Here is a 17223-nt window from a genome sequence, read left to right on the forward strand (position 1 = left end):
AATTCTCTATAATAGTTCAATTCTCCTTTGTCTCTTTGTAACAAACAATTAAGAATTATCAAAATACCGTTGTTAGAGCTGATACTTTAATGTAATATAAATAGAAATAACACGGAAAAAATTGATAATATCACTTTTTCTTTAAAAAATAAAAGGGTAGTCATAATTAGTAAAACAAATTCATATACTTTTTCGTTCAAAATAAATCTAAAGGGGGGGATCCATATTGCGCAAAATATGGGCTTGTATACTAGTTGTAACTTTTACTGTCTTTAGTATTTATTCTCCGTCAGTGTATGCGGAGACTACTAAAATTGACTATGTAGCGTTAGGGGATTCATTGGCTTCAGGGCATACCCCTTATGGAGTAGCAGTTAACCGGGGATTCACGGATATCATAAGTGAGGTTTTAGCAAAAGAAAAAGTACTAGGTTCGTATACAAAAGAGTTTGCCGCTTCTGGTCAAACTAGTGCTGGATTGGTAGAAACGGTAAATAGAACAGACGTGCAGAAATTTCTAAAACAAGCAGAACTTGTGACGATCATAAGCGGAGCCAATGATTTTATCGACGAGTTCTATAATCCTGTAAATGGAAGTATTCAAATCGATCTTCCTAAAGCAACTGCTCTTCTCGAAACCGTATCAGGGAATTTAGCCACTGCTATAAAGCAGATAAAAACGCTCAATCCTGATGCAGATGTGTATTTATATGGTTATTATTTCCCATTACCACATATTCAAGATGTAGCTTTGAAGCAAAAAGTGCAACTTGCTTTTAGCATTGCAAACGATCAACTTGCTACTTTAGCTAAACGAGAAGGTGTTCATTTCGTTGAAGTTGCACAAATGTTTGATAAAAATGGAATTGCTTATTTAGAAAATCCAGCAGATATTCACCCAAATATGGCGGGGTATCAAGTGCTAGCAGATCAGTTTTTTGCTAATTTCTCTATTCCTGTAAACAAACCGCTTCCTAGCATTCCCGATAAATGGGGTCAAATTATTGAAAAATCCGAGCCAGTAGCTTCAAACAAAACTTGGACGATCAACTTAAACAAAGTTGTTAACCCAAAGAGTGTAGATAATGGAATTTTCGTTGTAAAGGACGGGACATTACGTATTCCTGTTTCGATAAAGGTATCTTCTACGGACCCGAAGCAGGTTCTAATTTCGGCACCAAAGCAAGGATACAAACCAGGTAGTTATGAATTAATGATAACGAAAGATTTAAAAGATTCTCTAGGAGGCCCATTAAAAACAACCGTATTAATGAAATTTCAAGTAAAATAAATAAATATTAGCAATGATTTAACCCATTCTTAATTGGTTCGTCTTACTGTCTCGATTGTGGTTACTAGGTCATCACTTAGAATTCTAACTTAAAAAGAACATACCATTAAGTTTCTAGAACAATACAGGTAAAAATATCCTACATGGACACAACATAACAATCTGCTGAAAACGTACTTATGTAGAAAATCAATACATCTATCTCAATAAAATAATTATTCATAATATTGTGCGGATCAGTAGAGAAATAGTGTTATGATGTTTAATAAGAGGGGGTGAGTTATAATGCACGTTTCTTTAGAAGTTTCCCAACAACTCAAATTAGCCTTAACTACGGAGCTAATACAACACCTTGAAGTTTTACAGTATTCAGGGGCAGAGTTGGAAAGATATATTTATGAAAAAGCAAATGATAATCCACTTTTACATGTAGAGGACTCTAAGTTTCAGAAAAGTTATAAAGATGTGATCCAGTTAGCATCGGTTTTTTCAAATAATAGAAGTAGTATCCTTGGCGAAAAGTACGATTCATTACAAACAAAACTTGCGCAAAAAGATGGTATCGAGCCGTATTTATTGGAACAGATTCCATTACATCAAAATTTATCTAAAATAGATCTAAGTATTTTAAAATATTTAATTTTTAGCTTAGATGATCGGTTATTTTTAGACGTAGATCTAGATGAGGTCTCCGAAAAGTTTGAAACCACATGTGAACATGTGGAAGTCATTTTAGACTTATTGCAAACGTTTGAACCACTTGGAGTTGGTGCAAGGAGTTCAAAGGATTATTTACTCATTCAGATTGACCGAGATTTAACCGCCCCACCACTTGCTATAGATTTTGTGAAGAACGATCTTGAGAATATTGCTACACTTTCAATCAAAGTTTTAAGCAAAAAATATAAAATTTCAATCAAAGAAACACAAGAAACCATAAAGTATATAAGAAATTTAAATCCAGTGCCGATTTTGGGAGACATGTTCAATCCTGTACAATATATAATGCCTGATGCAGAGGTTATAAAAAGACACGACCAATGGTTGATTCACTTAAATCGCAAATATTTACCAGAAGTTTCAATAAGTAAAACATATGTAGATTTATTAGAATCCGATCCAACTTGTAAAAAGTATTATCAAGACTGTTTAAAGGATGCACTTTTATTAATTCAAGGAATAGAGCAGCGAGATAAGACGATATATGGATTACTTCGGGTATTACTTGAAATACAGCAAGATTTTTTTGAAAAAGGGATGCAGGAAATTAAACCTATGCGTTTGAAGGATGTTTCGCAAATTCTTGGTGTTCATGAATCTACTGTTAGCCGTACTATCAGAGGTAAATATATACTCACATCACATGGTACTTATGCTTTGCAATCACTATTTACAAAAGGTTTAGTAAATAGTTCGGGCAAAATGGACTCAGTAAGCTATGTAAAGCGTCGTATTAAAGAGTTAATTAATAGCGAGAAACCAAATAGGAGACTTGCAGACCAGGAAATCACAGATATTTTATTAGAAGAAGGTATTCAAATTTCTCGACGTACTGTGGCTAAATACCGAGAAGAATTGAATATTTTAAGTTCATCAAAACGCTTATATGTAAATAACTGAAACTGTTTCAGAAGTTTTAAACTTCTGAAACAGTTTTTTTGTATCATAAAAAATCATAAAGTGTAAAAATCAGGAAACCGGAATATATGAATCAATTGAAACAGTTGAAACGAATGAAACAAATGAAACGAATGAAACATTTCAACTATTTAAATTTATAAGTAGTTTAAGAGAAATCAATTTGTCTATAAGCTTTTACAAAGCAAGTTAACATTTATTACATGTTTGGCATGGGAGTTGCTAAGTAATAAGTGAAAGTAAAAAAAGGAGGGTTTGAAGATGACAATTACTAAACAATTAGCAAAAATGGTGATTGGTCTATCGTATGACCAAATAAGCGAAGAGGTAGTAGATCGTACAAAGTACCTTGCGTTAGATTATGTGGGATTATCTTCACGAGGCAATACTTTTGAATCTAGTGAATCTATTCTATTTACAATTGCAGGATTAGCCAAAGAGGGGAAATCGACTGTAGTAGGGCAAGGAAGCTTGTCTATCCAGCCACATTACGCGGCATTAGCAAATGGTGCAGCAGCACATAGTTTAGAATTAGATGATGTAATTAATGATGCTTCATTACACCCAGCTGTAGTAGTGTTTCCAACAGCATTTGCAGTAGGAGAGGAACTTGGTAAATCGGGGCAGGAAGTAATTACCGCATCTGTTGCTGGTTATGAGGTAATGGGACAACTTGGAAAAGCTTTAAATCCAATTAATATTTATGCTCGCGGGTTTCATCCAACAGGTGTAGTGGGGGCCTTCGCTGCAGTAGCAACTGCTGGAAAACTGATGGATTTAACTGAAGAACAATTAGTAAACGCATTTGGAATAGCAGGAAGCCAAGCGGCAGCTTCAATGGAGTTTTTAAATACAGGATCTTGGACAAAACGCTTGCATCCGGGGTGGGCAGCTCATAATGGAATAATAGCTTGTGAATTGGCAAAAAACGGATTTACAGGACCTGAGTCAATTTTAGAGGGAGATAAAGGATTTGCACAATCCTATTCTTCAGATTTTGATCCAACAAAATATTCGATTGGTACATATTCAAATGAATCGAATGCAATCTTAAAAACTAGTATTAAGCCGCACGCATGTTGTCGCTATAAGCAAGGTCCATTAGATATTATTTTAAACTATGTAAAGGAGAATAACATACAAGCGAAAGATATTAAGAAAATTGACATTCACTTAGTTAAAACAGCAATGCCAATTGTTTGCCATCCTGAAATAGAAAAACGAAGTCCTCAGTCTTCTGTTGATGCACAGTTTAGTATGCATTTTGGTGCAGCCGTTGCTGTCGTTTATAGAAATACACTTTTAGAGCAGTATACGGATGAAATAACACAAGAACCCGAAGTTAGAGAGATGATGTCAAAAGTATTTTGTCATCATGATCCTGAATTAGATAAAGAATTTCCTCAAAAATGGCCTGCAAGAGTTATTATCGAGACAATCTCAGAAAGAATAGAAAAAGAAGTAGAGTTCCCTAAAGGTGATCCAGAAAACCCACTAACTTGGGAGGAACTAATTGAGAAATTTAACTATGTCTCAAAGCCAATTTTTAATTATAACGAACAACAACAATTGGTAGAAGCGGTTCGCAATTTAGAAAAGATGTCGACTATTAATGAAATATCACAACTATTTAAGGGGGGCGTTAATGTATGACATTATTCACTTTAAAGCTTGAGCAAGAACAAGTATTAGCGATGGTAAGAGATTTTTGTAAGAAAGAAATTGCACCTGTTGCACAAAAATTAGAGCATGCGGATGAATATCCGCATGATATAGTTGAAAAAATGAAAGAACTTGGATTTTTTGGTTTAACAATTCCAGAAGAATATGGTGGTTATGGAGTAGATTTTGTAACATACGCTTTAGTTATCGAAGAAATTACACGTCATTGGATGAGTATTGCTGGAATATTAAATAGTCATTTAATAATGGCATTCATTGTAGAAAAATACGGTACAGAAGAACAAAAAAGACATTTTCTTCCTCGTTTTGCCACCGGAGAGTTCCGTGGTGGACTTGCTTTGTCTGAAGCTGATGCAGGAACAGACGTACAGAACTTATCTACTAGAGCAGATTTAGAGGGTGACCATTACGTAGTTAATGGTTCGAAAATGTGGATTACTAATGCCCGTTACGGTAATACATTTATCTTGGCGGTGAAAACGGATACACAAACAGAACCTCGTTATAAAGGGATTAGCTTATTGATTATCCAAAAAGGGGAACCAGGTTTTCTCGTTCAAAAAGATATAGATAAATTAGGATACAAAGGTGTTAAAACATGTGAACTAACGTTTGAAAACTTTAAGGTGCCTGCAAATCAATTACTAGGTGGAGTGGAAGGGAAGGGATTCAAACAAGTACTCGGAGGACTTGAACTTGGTCGTGTAAATGTTGCTGCCCGAGGGTTGGGACTTGCGAGAGCGGCGTTTGAAGATTCCATCAAATATGCTCAAGAACGTAAAACCTTTGGCGTACCAATTTGTGAACATCAAGCAATTCAACTAAAACTTGGTGAAATGGGTACGAAACTGGAAGCAGCCCGATTATTAACTCTAAGCGCTGCAACAAAACTCGCTTCAGGCGAACGATGTGATTTAGAGGCTGGAATGGCAAAATTGTTTGCAACAGAAGTAGCCTATGAACTTTCCGGTGAAGCTATGAGGATTCACGGCGGTTATGGCTATACAAAAGAATTTAATATTGAACGGTATTATCGTGATTCTCCTCTATTACTAATTGGAGAAGGAACAAATGAGATGCAGCGTATTATTATCAGTAAAGGGTTAGTAAAAAAGTACAAAATTTAACTTGCCTTAAAAACAAAATGTATAACAATTATTAAAAAAAGGAGAGGTTTTAATTATGGCAGATATTTATACTCCATTTGGAAGAGTTTATGAAGATTTTGTGGAAGGAGATATAATTCACCATTGGCCTGGACGCACAATTACTGAATCAGACGATATGATGTTTAGTTTATTAGCTTTAAACCAACATCCTTTACACATTGATTCTCATTACGCTTCTCAGTCACAATTTAAACAAAACTTAGTAAATGGTACATTAGTATTCTCTGTGGCAGTAGGTATGACAGTAAATGATATTAGTGGTGCTGCAATCGCAATGCTAGAATATGAAAATATAAAGCATGTAAACCCTACGTTTAGAGGTGACACTCTGTATGCACATACAGAGATACTAGAAAAGCGTGAATCTAAGAGTAAAAATGATCGAGGAATTGTTTATGTTGAAACAAAAGTTACAAATCAGCGAGAAGAAGTTGTAATGACCTATCGTCGCAAATTGCTAATTCCTAAACGTGAATTTGCGAATCGTCCATACACACATACACCAAAAATAGAAGAAGCCAAGATATGAGGTGTTCTTCATGAAACCATTAGAGGGAATCCGAATTATTGCAGTTTCTCAGTATGGGGCAGGTCCTTATAGTCTACTGCATTTAGCAGATTTAGGTGCCGAAATAATAAAAATTGAGGATCCCGGTACTAAGGGGGATGTTTCACGATTTGTAATTCCGTATGCAAAGAATAATGACAGTCTTTTTTTCCAAAGTCTTAATAGAAATAATAAAAGTGTAACTATTGATTTAAAGAGTGAAGAAGGAAGACAAATTTTTGAGGATTTAGTTCGAGAATCTGATGCAGTATTTAACAACTTACGTGGTGATGTTCCAGCAAAACTTAAGATTAAATATGAAGATTTAAAACATATTAATCCACGTATTGTAACCTGTTCATTGTCTGGCTTTGGTACTACAGGTTCAATGGCAAGTGAACCCGCTTATGACTATTTGCTTCAAGCGATGAATGGGCATATGAGTTTGACAGGTGAACCTGGGTCACCACCTTCAAAATATGGGATATCAATGATTGACTTTTCCACTGGAATGATGGCAGCCCTTGGTTTGATGGTTGGAATTTTTCAAGCGCGTATCCATGGGGTAGGGTCAGATATTGATGTGAGTTTGTTTGACACTTCATTATCTGTCCTAAATTATATTGCCATCTGGCATTTAAATAAGGAGTATGAACCTGAGCGCACAGCAAATTCTGCACATCCAACACTTGTACCATCACAACAATTTTCGACTTCAGATGGCTACATGATTATTATGTGTAATAAAGAAAAATTTTACAAGATACTATGTGAGGAAATTGGGCGCCCTGAGCTTGCACATGCAGTTGAATATAAGGACTTTCAAGCACGCCTAAATAATAAGGATCAATTACTCACAATATTATCGGAAATATTCAAGCAAAAGACCACAACAGAATGGTTAGATATTTTAAAAGGTAAAGTACCAATTGCTCCAGTCAACACAATAAGCGAAGCGTTAAAACAACCATTAGTTTTCGAACGGAATATGATCGTAGATGTTGAGACCACTAACTTCGGTCCTGTAAAAATGATTGGCACACCGATTAAAGTATCAACGCATACTGAAACTTACACTGAAGCTCCCTCACTAGGTAAAGATAATGAGGACGTGTTTAGTAAAATTTTAAATTATAGTCCTGAAAAAGTTGCAAAACTGCAAGACTTGCAGATTATTTAAGAGGGGTTTAAAAAGCTACACCTTTAAATAGCTTGTTAAAAGTTCCGGAAAGATTCATTTCATTTTGGAAAAACTAGCGCTGTTCAAGAAGTGATACTTTTTGAACAGCACTTTTTAAAAAGGAGGTTTTTATGGTAGTTTCATATTTGTTTATACCTGGAAATAGTTTAAAAAAGCTGCAAAAGGGCTTAGAATCTAAATCCGATGCTGTGATTATTGATTTAGAAGATGCCGTATTACCTGTCGATAAATACACTGCACGAGAACAGGTCGTAGAAATATTAAAGTCTGGATTAGTAAAGGGAAAACAGAAAGTTTATGTCCGTATTAATTCGTTTCAAACAGAATGGTGCATAGATGATTTAGTAGCGATTACCTCTATTCCAGTAGTTACAGGGATTATGCTTCCCAAAAGTGAGGATAAAGAAAGTATTGAAGTTGTTTCAGAGTATCTAGCTGAAGGGCAAGAACTAATTCCACTTATAGAAACAGCAAAAGGTGTTTTTTATTTTCAAGATATCGTTACAGCAAGTTCAAAGATAAAAAAAGCAGCCTTTGGTTCTGTCGATTATGCTCTTGATTTAGGTGTTGAATGGACAGAGAAAGGGGAAGAACGCAGATATGCAATGAGTGTTTTGACGGTTGCCTCACGTGCACTCGGTTTATCTCCACCGATCGATGCTGTATTCCCCATCCTTCAAAACGACCAAGCATTCTTGGTTGACGCAAATATTGGAAAAGAAGTGGGCTTCTTTGGAAAGCTCATTATTCATCCAAAGCATATTGAACTAGTCCAAGAAGTTTATAAACCATCTGAGGAACAAATTATTTGGAGTAAAAAAGTAATAGAATTATATGAGAGTAATACCCATCAAGGAGCAATTCAATTAGACGGTAAATTAATTGATCTACCTATATATTTATTAGCTAAAAGGATTGAGGGTACAAATGAAGTGCCAGTTATATAATAATTTAGTATAAAAGAAAGCCATGAATTATTTCATAGCTTTCTTTTTGAAGTGGAGATATTGGTAATCTCTTTATACAGAGGAGGTTTTGACAGATCCATAGTACCTACTAGTTCAGCCCATTCTTCATTATTTACCATTTTAAGTATCTTACCAGATGGGGTAATAATGCAACTATGTCCAAAGTAACTAACTACTTGATCTTCCACGGGTTCATTCCCGGTTTTGTTAATAACAATAACATATACGTTGTGTTCTACTGCTCGACTTATGATTTCTTCTAAATGTGATGCTTCATACTTACCAAAAGCAGCATTTGGAATTACTATTACCTGTGCCCCTTGATCTGCTAAGCAGCACCATGCCTCAGAAAGAGTAGAATCTAAACTTATTAATATACCTATTTTAATCCCATTATCGAGAGAGAAAACGGAAACTTCTTCTCCAGCTGTGTAATGTTCGAGTTGAATTTTTTTATGATTAGATCTTGGACTAGGCGTATTTTCATCAACTCTTATTTTTCTGTACTTTCCGACTATTCCTTGAGTTGGAGAGCATACAAAAGCAGTATTGTAGAAGGTTATCTCCCCATTTTCAGTGCATCTTTCTAACAAGGTACCTATAATGTGTATGTCTAGCGTGACGGCCAATTGTAATGTACGCTTAACAGTTTCACCATGCATAGTTTCAGCATAATCAAAGTAACTCGCATTATGATTACTAGGTCGGGTTGGTACATTCATTAATTCGGAATAGGCAATTAGATATGGCTTATGGTGAAGAACTAAGGACTCAGTTTTCAAAGTTATCAAAGAAAGATTCTTTTCATAGCTTCCTTTATAAACGCTATTTTGTAACGCTGCAACAATTAGCTTCATTTTTTTCCTCCTTTCTTCCTAAATTACTCGCAAAAAGTGTACCAAATACTAAAATATTCAGAATAATTATTTTTTTCGGGAGAATATATGGTAAATTAGGAAGAAGTAGTTTAAGTTTTTAAAGAAAAAATTCAAAGGGGAAGTAGGGTGATAGGTTTGGCGAAAATTTTAGTCGTAACACATCATAACTTTTCACATCTGTATTATGAAGTTCTAGAATTGATCCATTTACCTTTAAGTATAGATATACTTGAGATTCGATTTGGTGAGATTGAAAAAATTGACTATAATATGCTAGCAAAATATGATTTACTGATTACTAGTGGTGCTCACTTAGAAATGATTAATGAAAACTACTCGGAATTGTCATCTATTTTACCAATTTACCCTCTTCATTTTACTGAAGCTGATCTAGTGAAGGGTTTAGTAAAAGCTAAGCAACATGGGAATAAAGTGATGGTTATGTATTTCCCACGTACTGAATTTGAGTTACATAAATATAGTGAAATGTTAGGTATTGAAATCGAAATTTTAAATTTTTCCTCTTTAAATGAAGCGGAAGAATTAATGATTCAACATAAGAAAAAAGGTTTCAATGTTATTGTTGGAACAAGCTCTGTGTGTGAAATAGCTGAAAAAAATGGAATCCATAATGTCTTTATCTACTCAAAGGATTCTTTAAAAACTGAAATAATCAAAGCCTACCAATTTGCTTCTATGAAAAATAAAATGACGAATTATGCTATGGTAAAAGAGGCAATATTACTAAATGTAGAGAACCCAATACTATTACTAGACCAAAAATTTCTAATTACTAGTTTAAATACCCCTGCAGTAAAGTTATTTAAACTAAGACATAAGCACGAATTGATTGGTGAATCGTTATCAAAATTTTTGAAAATAGATATTCAATCAACAGACTTACCATTGGAAATCGAACATCCAAATTATAAAATAATTATTGAACCCATTTCCAGTAGTGCTACAGCGAAATCCTACGTCGCTGTTATTTCAAAAGAAACTATAAGACAAGTTAGTAAAACTTCTCCAACAGATTTTGCATCAAAATATGAATTTACCAATATTATTCATAACTCAAGTGAAATGAAAAAAGTCATTTTAAAAACAAAACAATATGCTGTTTCTGATGCTCCACTACTCATAATTGGAGAATCTGGGACAGGTAAAGAGCTAATTGCTCACAGTATACATAAGTACAGTGGTCGTCGTTTAAAACCTTTCTTACCTGTTAATTGTTCAGCAATTCCTCAGCATATACTAGAAAGTGAACTATTTGGCTATGAGGAAGGTGCCTTCACAGGTGCAAAAAAGGGAGGGAAACCTGGATATTTTGAATTGGCACAAAAAGGCACTATATTTTTAGACGAAATTGGAGAAATGCCAATTGAAATCCAAGCTAAACTACTACGTGTTGTGCAAGAAAAAGAAGTAATTCGTCTAGGAGGAAACAAAATTATTCCTCTTGATGTACGTGTTATAACCGCTACAAACAGAGATTTAAAAGAACTCATTAAAGAAAATTTATTCCGCGAAGATTTGTACTATCGTATTAATGTGCTACAAATCCAAGTGCCTTCACTTCGTAAACGCCAAGACGATATTCCGATTATATTGCGCCATCTACTGATTAAGTATGGTTTAGACAAAACAAAAGTGGACTTTTTAATAGAAAGTGTTAAGAATTCTCTTAATACGTATCAGTGGTATGGGAATATTCGGGAGCTTGAAAACTTTGCTCAGCGTTTTTGTGCTTTAAACTCAATTGCAGATGATGAGACATATATATTAAAAATATTCTATGATGTTTTAGGAGAGTTCACATCTACGAATTTGAATGAAAATAACGAATCAATTAAATCTCCACCGATTACAATAGATTTAGAAGAAAACCCAAATATAGAGGAGTACGAAAAAAATAAAATTTTAAATGCTCTAATCCAAAATCAAGGAAACAAACATACTACTGCGGAACAATTAGGTATTTCTAGGACCACACTCTGGCGTAAGATGAAGCAATATAATATCAGTAAAATTATTTAATAGATTTAACCTGTTACTTTTAAATAAAAAAACAACCATTTTTCACCATAATAAAGGTGAAAGATGGTTGTTTTTTTATTTATGTTGGTTGTTGCAAAAATTACAACCTTTGTTTCATATTGTTTCAAAATTGAAAAAAATGAAACGAAATTAAATCTCAAAATTAAAAATATTATGATTGTTTTGGTTATTACTCTATTTGAAAGAATAAAAGGTTTGGCATGGATATTGCTATAAATTAAATAAGTCCATAAATTTAGGAATTAGGGAAGGAGGTTTACAGTGGAGATTGAAACTCCAAATCGTTCAATCATCTTTAACAAGCATTTAGTCTGGATGTTATTAATCCAAACAATTACCGCCATGTCCTACTATGGCTATATTCCTTTAATTCCAATGATTGAACGTGATTTCAAGTTAAACAAGACGGAAATTGGATGGATGACCTCCTCTATTTTTGTTGGGTCCTCCCTTATAGCAATTCCATCAGGAATTCTAGTGGATAGGTTAGGCTCAAGAAAAGTTCTATTAATTTTTACTTGTTGCTTAGTTGTAGTACTCAGTTCTTTTGCAGTGGTAAATAATTTCTGGTTGTTATTAATTTTGTTATTACTTGTAGGAGTATGTTATGGGTCTATTACACCTGGAACGAATAAGCACATAATGACCCACTTCTCGGTATTAAATCGTGGAACCATTATGGGATTTAAACAAATGGGGGTTCCACTTGGTAGTGCATTAGGTACTATTTCATTACCCTTCATTGCTTACCATTATAATTGGAGGGCTAGTATGGTAGTTCTTGCGTTAATAACACTACTATTAGTAGTTATTTACTATAAGACTATTGAGCCTGAGATAATAGATTCTAAATCAAAAAGTACGGTTTTAAAAGATCTTATAATAATACTTAAAAACAAAGCTTTAATTCATACAATTTGCATTATCTTCTTCTTCATATGGGTTCAGTTGAGTGTCATGACTTACTTAGTTGTATATTTCATCCAAGATAAGTTAATCAGTTTTGCGTTAGCAACAGCAAGTCTGGTATTTCTTCAGGTAGGCGGAGTATTAGGTCGTGCTCTCTGGGGGTGGATAAATGATAAATGGATGGGTCGAGACCGCAGCAAAATAATAGGCATAATAGGTTTATTATCAGGTTGTTTATTATTAATAATGATAGCACTTCCAGTTCATTTTTCTTTAATAGGAGTATACATTTTGGTTTTTTTGTTAGGAGTAACAACACAAGGATGGAATGGGATTTTTGTAGTAATGATTTCAGAAGTAGCACCAAAACAATACATTGGATTAGCAAGTGGTGTTGGTTTATCAGTAGTGTATCTTGGGGCAATTATAGGGACCCCACTTTCCGGAAAAATAATAGATTTACAACAGAACTACACATTTATGTGGGGTATATGTGCAGGTGTTATTTTAACCGTAGGACTCAGCTTATTCATAAAACCAATTAAGATAAATATCGTTACCGAAGAAATATAAAAATGAATCATTAAATGGAGGGATAGAATGGAAGTTTTAATTTTTGTTGCTGTGTTGTTCTTGTTACTAATTACAGGTCTACATATTGGTGTAGCACTGGGAGTGAGTGCACTTACTATTCTTGTTATATTCCAAGGAACAAGCCTAAATGTTGTAGCACAACAAACATTTAACTCAGGTAATAGCTATGCACTTGCTGCAATTCCATTCTTTATTTTAGCAGGGGACTTAATTATGAAAGGAGGACTAGCTAAAAAAATTCTGGAGTTGACTGATATTGTCACACATAAGATTCAAGGCGGTACAGCAATGGGAGCCATGCTAGTGAGTGTTTTTTTCGCAGCTGTATCTGGCTCATCTGTAGCATCAGCAGCAGCAGTAGGAAAAAACTTAGTTCAAATTATGAGTGAAAAAGGTTATCCGAAAAAATTTGTGGCTGGTCTTGTAGCAACTGGTGGTACTTTAGGTCTTCTAATTCCACCAAGTTTAAGTTTCATACTTATAGGAAGTATGATTGGTATTCCTGTTATTGATTTATTCACGGCTGGAATAGTACCAGGAGTGATGCAGGCAGTCATGTTACTTATGATGACTTGGTGGATTTGTCGAAGAAAAGGGTGGGAGATGCCTGCTGCTATAAAAGCAACGCGTGAAACAGTTCGAAGCAGAGCATCAGCACTAAAATCAATTGGCTCAGCCTCCGGTGTTTTGTTTTTACCGTTTTTAATATTAGGTGGGATTTACCTAGGCTTCTTTACACCTACTGAGGTGTCCGCAGTTGCAGTTATTTATGCAGCATTTTTATCGGTTATTATCTATAAGTCAATCAAAGCAAAAGAGTTATGGGGGATTAGTCGGGACGCATTATATCAGACGGGAATGATTTATTTAATCTTAATTGGAGGCGGTTTAACCGCATACATGTTAAAAGTTCTTGGTTTGACTGCTCAAATTGTAACTGTAGTAGGAGATTGGGGATTAACAGGCTGGCAGTTTTTAATAATAGTGAACATCTTGTTACTTATCATTGGACTATTTTTAGATGGAGTTACGGTAATTGCATTAGTAGCGCCTATTTTATTCCCCATTGCAACTGGGCTAGGTATTGATCCAATTCACTTTGCCGTAATAATGACAATGAATATTGAAATTGCAACTTTAACTCCACCTGTAGGTCTAAATCTATTTGTAATGAGTGGTTTGACAAATATTTCGATTCAAGACGTGGCTAAAGGTGTAGGTCCATACTACATTGTTCTATTTGTATCCTTAATTTTAGTAACATACTTCCCTCAAATCTCACTTGTATTACTTAATTGATGATGTGGGGAGCTTTTTATAAAACTTGGAGGTGACAGAATGAAAATTTTTGATGCGATAGAAAATAAAGTGATTGTTCCAATTGCCGTTACATTATTCATAGTTTCATGCTGTTGGATGCTAGTGGAAGGTATAAGCCGCCAGTTTTTCCATAAATCTTTCAACTTCTCAGAGGAATTAGTAATATTCTCCTTAATTTGGGCTATTTTCTTAACACTTGGAAAAGGGGGACAAAAAAATGTGCATATTGTAGTCGATTTATTCACATCAAAATTCAGTAAAAAAACATTAAAATTAACTTCCATTTTTAATTCACTTATCGGTTTGATCTACTCAGCATTTCTTGTATATGTTGGTATTAGTTATGTTCAACATTTAATGGCTACAGGTATAACCTCTCACTCGTCTCTAAGATTACCAATGGGGATTGTATTTCTAGTGATACCTATAGGAATGACGTTTTTAGGATTATTTTATGTAAAGGAAATGAAAAAAACACTTACAAACGATTCAAAAGTGCAAGCCGTTAGTGAAGAGCTACAAAAGGAAAACAATATACCAATCGAGTCAAAGAGCAAAAAAAGAGAACTGCAAAGTAGTAATTAAGGAGGATGAATATGAGAATAAAAAGTGTATGGAAGATAATTATAATAGGTTTATTGATCGGATTATTAAGTGCTTGTAATAGTAGTGCAAAATCAGATTCTAAAGGAACACATGAGATTGTTATGACACATGAACTACCAGAAAGTTTCCATAAACATAAATATATGGAGAAATTTAAAGAGATTGTAGAAGAGAAGAGTGAAGGTCGCTTAGAAGTTAAAATTTATCCAGCAGCAACTCTATTCAAAGATGGAGAAGCAGTAGAAGCATTAGGAACAGGTGCTGTCCAAATGGTATGGCCGGTAAGCTCTCACTTTGAGTCGTTATCAGAAAGTTATGGAATAGCTGGTTTGCCATTTGGTGTAACAGACGAAAGAATGGCAAACGAAGAATTTAGAAATCAGTTAACGACTAATTTAAATGGCTATGTAGAAGAAAAAGGAGTTAAAGTTTTAGGTTTATTACGTACTGCTGAATCCATTTTCTTAGCAAAAGATGTGGAATTAAAAAGCATTAAAGATTTTAAAAATATGAAGATTAGAACGGTTTCAGGTCATGTTGCATCTGATATGTTGGAATCAGTAGGGTCGACTGCAATATCTATGCCATCTACAGAATTGGCCACATCTTTATCTCAGGGAGCAATCGATGGTGTAAATACTTCACCCGATGGATGGAAGGATGTTGTAGGTTCAGCAGCTAAATATGGTTATGTCGTTCCTGATATGCAAATTTTCACTTACTCTATGGCTACGGATGCGGCATGGTTCAACGAATTACCATCAGATTTAAAAGAAATTATTACAGAAGCAGCTGATGAAATCATAGTAGAACAATGGAAGGAAACGAAACAACTAGATGAAAAGTATATTAATGAAGTTGTAGCGGATTATGGCACAATTAACTATGCAACTGACGAAGATGTGAAAGCATGGGAAAAAGAGATGGAAAAAGTATACGCGAAATTTGAAAAACGACAACCAGAAGCATATAAGGAATTTATGAAACTAATTAATCAATAAGTGGCGGGTGACTAATTTGGAGATTTTAATAGCTGGTGTTCAAGTAGGTCCTTACGAAAGCGAAAATATGTTTTGGAAAAATTTTGAGGAGAGTATTTCTATGCTTGTAAAAGAGAAAAACCCTTATTTGATAGCTCTCTCAGAACTAATGCATATTCCGTATCTTGCTGTTGTAAAAAATGATGAGGAATTTAATTTTGCACAAACTATTAATGGTGAGGTAGTTACAAAAACGGTTGAATTATCCCGAAAATATAATGTTCATATTATAGGGACACTGTTTGAGAAAGAGGAAACAAAACAAGGTGGCTTTAACTATTACAATAGCTCATTTGTCTGTTCCCCAAGTAGAGGGCTACTAGGAACATATAGAAAGGTTCATTTACCGACAATAGATCATCCTAGCTTGATTACAAATGAAAAATATTATTTTGAGCAATTTGGTGGTGGAGGAACAGAATTTCCTATTTTTACACTCGATAATGGAGTGAAAATTGGTTGTTTGATTTGCTTTGATCGCTCTTTCCCAGAAGCGTGGAAATGTTTATCAGTACAAGGAGCACAGATTGTAGTTGTACCTACGGCTACTTTTGGATTTAGGTATGATTTATACGTAAAGGAATTACAGATTCGGGCAATGGAAAATAATGTGTTTGTGTTAGCGGTTAACAAGGCTGGTAATGAAGTTTATCCTGAAAATACACCGAAACGTGCTAACTTTGGTTGTAGTAACATCATCAACCCTAAAGGAGAAATCCTTGAGTTAGCAGGTGACGTACCTTGGTCTTCAATAGCGCAAGCAATTTCAATTTCTACTGTAGAAGAAAGCAAGAATCTAATTGATTGGAAGTTAGAAAGAAAACCAGAAGTTTACAAAAAATACTTATATCAATAATTTAAATTTCAAAAAAATAGTTCTTATCAACAAGTAAAAAAATGTCCTCAATAGTTTGTATAAACTTTTGAGGACAAATGTTAAATGGGTCAATTTAGATGAAAATTGGTGTTGATGTAGGAGGTACATTTACAGACTTAATGTTAGTTAATACACAAAGTAAAGAAACTATAGTTCATAAAGTTCCTTCGACTCCGAAGGATCCATCGGGGGGTATGGTAATCCTTTAGACAGAGTTCCTGAAAAGGTTGTAGAAGACGTCCTTGACGAGTTTATAAGCATGGAGTCAGCTAGGGATATCTACGGTGTAGTTATTGATGATAAACGACAGTTATACCTAGTAGCTACAATTGAACTAAGAAAGAATAAGAGAAAAGAAAATGTGAAAGCTTGAACATGTAACTTCATACATGTCATTCCAACAAAGGAATATACTCATTGAGACCGCTATTATGGTGGTCT

At 34.4% G+C, this 17223-nt stretch carries 15 protein-coding genes; 14 read left to right on the top strand and 1 reads right to left on the bottom strand.

Annotation, left to right across the window (positions count from 1 at the left end):
* The first annotated feature begins 226 nt into the window (after positions 1–226).
* The 7 genes from BM260_RS09470 to BM260_RS09500 all read left to right on the top strand — a co-directional run bounded on the left by BM260_RS09470 (position 227) and on the right by BM260_RS09500 (position 8476).
* The gene (locus BM260_RS09470; RefSeq protein ID WP_175496252.1) at positions 227–1291 is read left to right on the top strand and encodes an SGNH/GDSL hydrolase family protein; all 1065 of its coding nucleotides are present in this window, start codon (positions 227–229) and stop codon (positions 1289–1291) included.
* 285 nt (positions 1292–1576) lie between these two features.
* Positions 1577–2911, top strand: a complete 1335-nt coding sequence (gene rpoN / locus BM260_RS09475; protein WP_093537111.1) for an RNA polymerase factor sigma-54 — start codon at positions 1577–1579, stop codon at positions 2909–2911.
* A gap of 279 nt (positions 2912–3190) precedes the next feature.
* The gene (locus tag BM260_RS09480; RefSeq protein WP_093537112.1) at positions 3191–4582 is read left to right on the top strand and encodes an MmgE/PrpD family protein; all 1392 of its coding nucleotides are present in this window, start codon (positions 3191–3193) and stop codon (positions 4580–4582) included.
* Positions 4579–5739: an acyl-CoA dehydrogenase family protein gene (locus BM260_RS09485; RefSeq protein WP_093537113.1), complete on the top strand. Its 1161-nt coding sequence runs from the start codon at positions 4579–4581 to the stop codon at positions 5737–5739. The genes BM260_RS09480 and BM260_RS09485 overlap by 4 nt, the downstream gene beginning before the upstream one ends.
* A gap of 55 nt (positions 5740–5794) precedes the next feature.
* Complete coding sequence (locus tag BM260_RS09490; protein WP_093537114.1) at positions 5795–6310, top strand: MaoC family dehydratase; 516 nt, start codon at positions 5795–5797, stop codon at positions 6308–6310.
* Between the two features lie 10 nt (positions 6311–6320).
* Positions 6321–7508: a CaiB/BaiF CoA transferase family protein gene (locus BM260_RS09495; RefSeq protein ID WP_093537115.1), complete on the top strand. Its 1188-nt coding sequence runs from the start codon at positions 6321–6323 to the stop codon at positions 7506–7508.
* A 131-nt stretch (positions 7509–7639) separates the two neighbouring features.
* The gene (locus BM260_RS09500) at positions 7640–8476 is read left to right on the top strand and encodes an HpcH/HpaI aldolase/citrate lyase family protein (protein ID WP_093537116.1); all 837 of its coding nucleotides are present in this window, start codon (positions 7640–7642) and stop codon (positions 8474–8476) included.
* A gap of 32 nt (positions 8477–8508) precedes the next feature.
* Here the strand turns inward: BM260_RS09500 and BM260_RS09505 are convergent, their stop codons facing one another.
* Positions 8509–9354, bottom strand: coding sequence for a carbon-nitrogen hydrolase family protein (locus BM260_RS09505; RefSeq protein ID WP_093537117.1), 846 nt, complete (start codon positions 9352–9354; stop codon positions 8509–8511).
* Between the two features lie 156 nt (positions 9355–9510).
* Between BM260_RS09505 and BM260_RS09510 the strand changes: the two genes are divergently transcribed.
* From BM260_RS09510 to BM260_RS09540, 7 genes are all read left to right on the top strand, one after another.
* Positions 9511–11415, top strand: a complete 1905-nt coding sequence (locus BM260_RS09510; RefSeq protein WP_139219912.1) for a sigma 54-interacting transcriptional regulator — start codon at positions 9511–9513, stop codon at positions 11413–11415.
* 282 nt (positions 11416–11697) lie between these two features.
* Complete coding sequence (locus tag BM260_RS09515; protein ID WP_093537119.1) at positions 11698–12918, top strand: MFS transporter; 1221 nt, start codon at positions 11698–11700, stop codon at positions 12916–12918.
* 27 nt (positions 12919–12945) lie between these two features.
* Positions 12946–14238, top strand: a complete 1293-nt coding sequence (locus BM260_RS09520) for a TRAP transporter large permease (RefSeq protein WP_093537120.1) — start codon at positions 12946–12948, stop codon at positions 14236–14238.
* A 39-nt stretch (positions 14239–14277) separates the two neighbouring features.
* Positions 14278–14844 (top strand): TRAP transporter small permease, encoded by a 567-nt coding sequence (locus tag BM260_RS09525; protein ID WP_093537121.1) that lies wholly within the window; start codon positions 14278–14280, stop codon positions 14842–14844.
* 11 nt (positions 14845–14855) lie between these two features.
* The gene (locus BM260_RS09530; protein WP_175496253.1) at positions 14856–15866 is read left to right on the top strand and encodes a TRAP transporter substrate-binding protein; all 1011 of its coding nucleotides are present in this window, start codon (positions 14856–14858) and stop codon (positions 15864–15866) included.
* Positions 15867–15873: 7 nt separating this feature from the next.
* Positions 15874–16761 carry a carbon-nitrogen hydrolase family protein gene (locus tag BM260_RS09535; protein WP_281249748.1) on the top strand — a complete coding sequence of 296 codons (888 nt, stop codon included), beginning with the start codon at positions 15874–15876 and terminating at the stop codon, positions 16759–16761.
* Positions 16762–16859: 98 nt separating this feature from the next.
* Entirely contained in the window at positions 16860–16991 is a 132-nt protein-coding gene (locus BM260_RS09540; RefSeq protein WP_093537124.1) for a hydantoinase/oxoprolinase N-terminal domain-containing protein, read from the top strand.
* Positions 16992–17223: the final 232 nt, after the last annotated feature.

This window comes from Psychrobacillus psychrotolerans, from assembly GCF_900115805.1.
GTDB lineage: Bacteria > Bacillota > Bacilli > Bacillales_A > Planococcaceae > Psychrobacillus > Psychrobacillus psychrotolerans.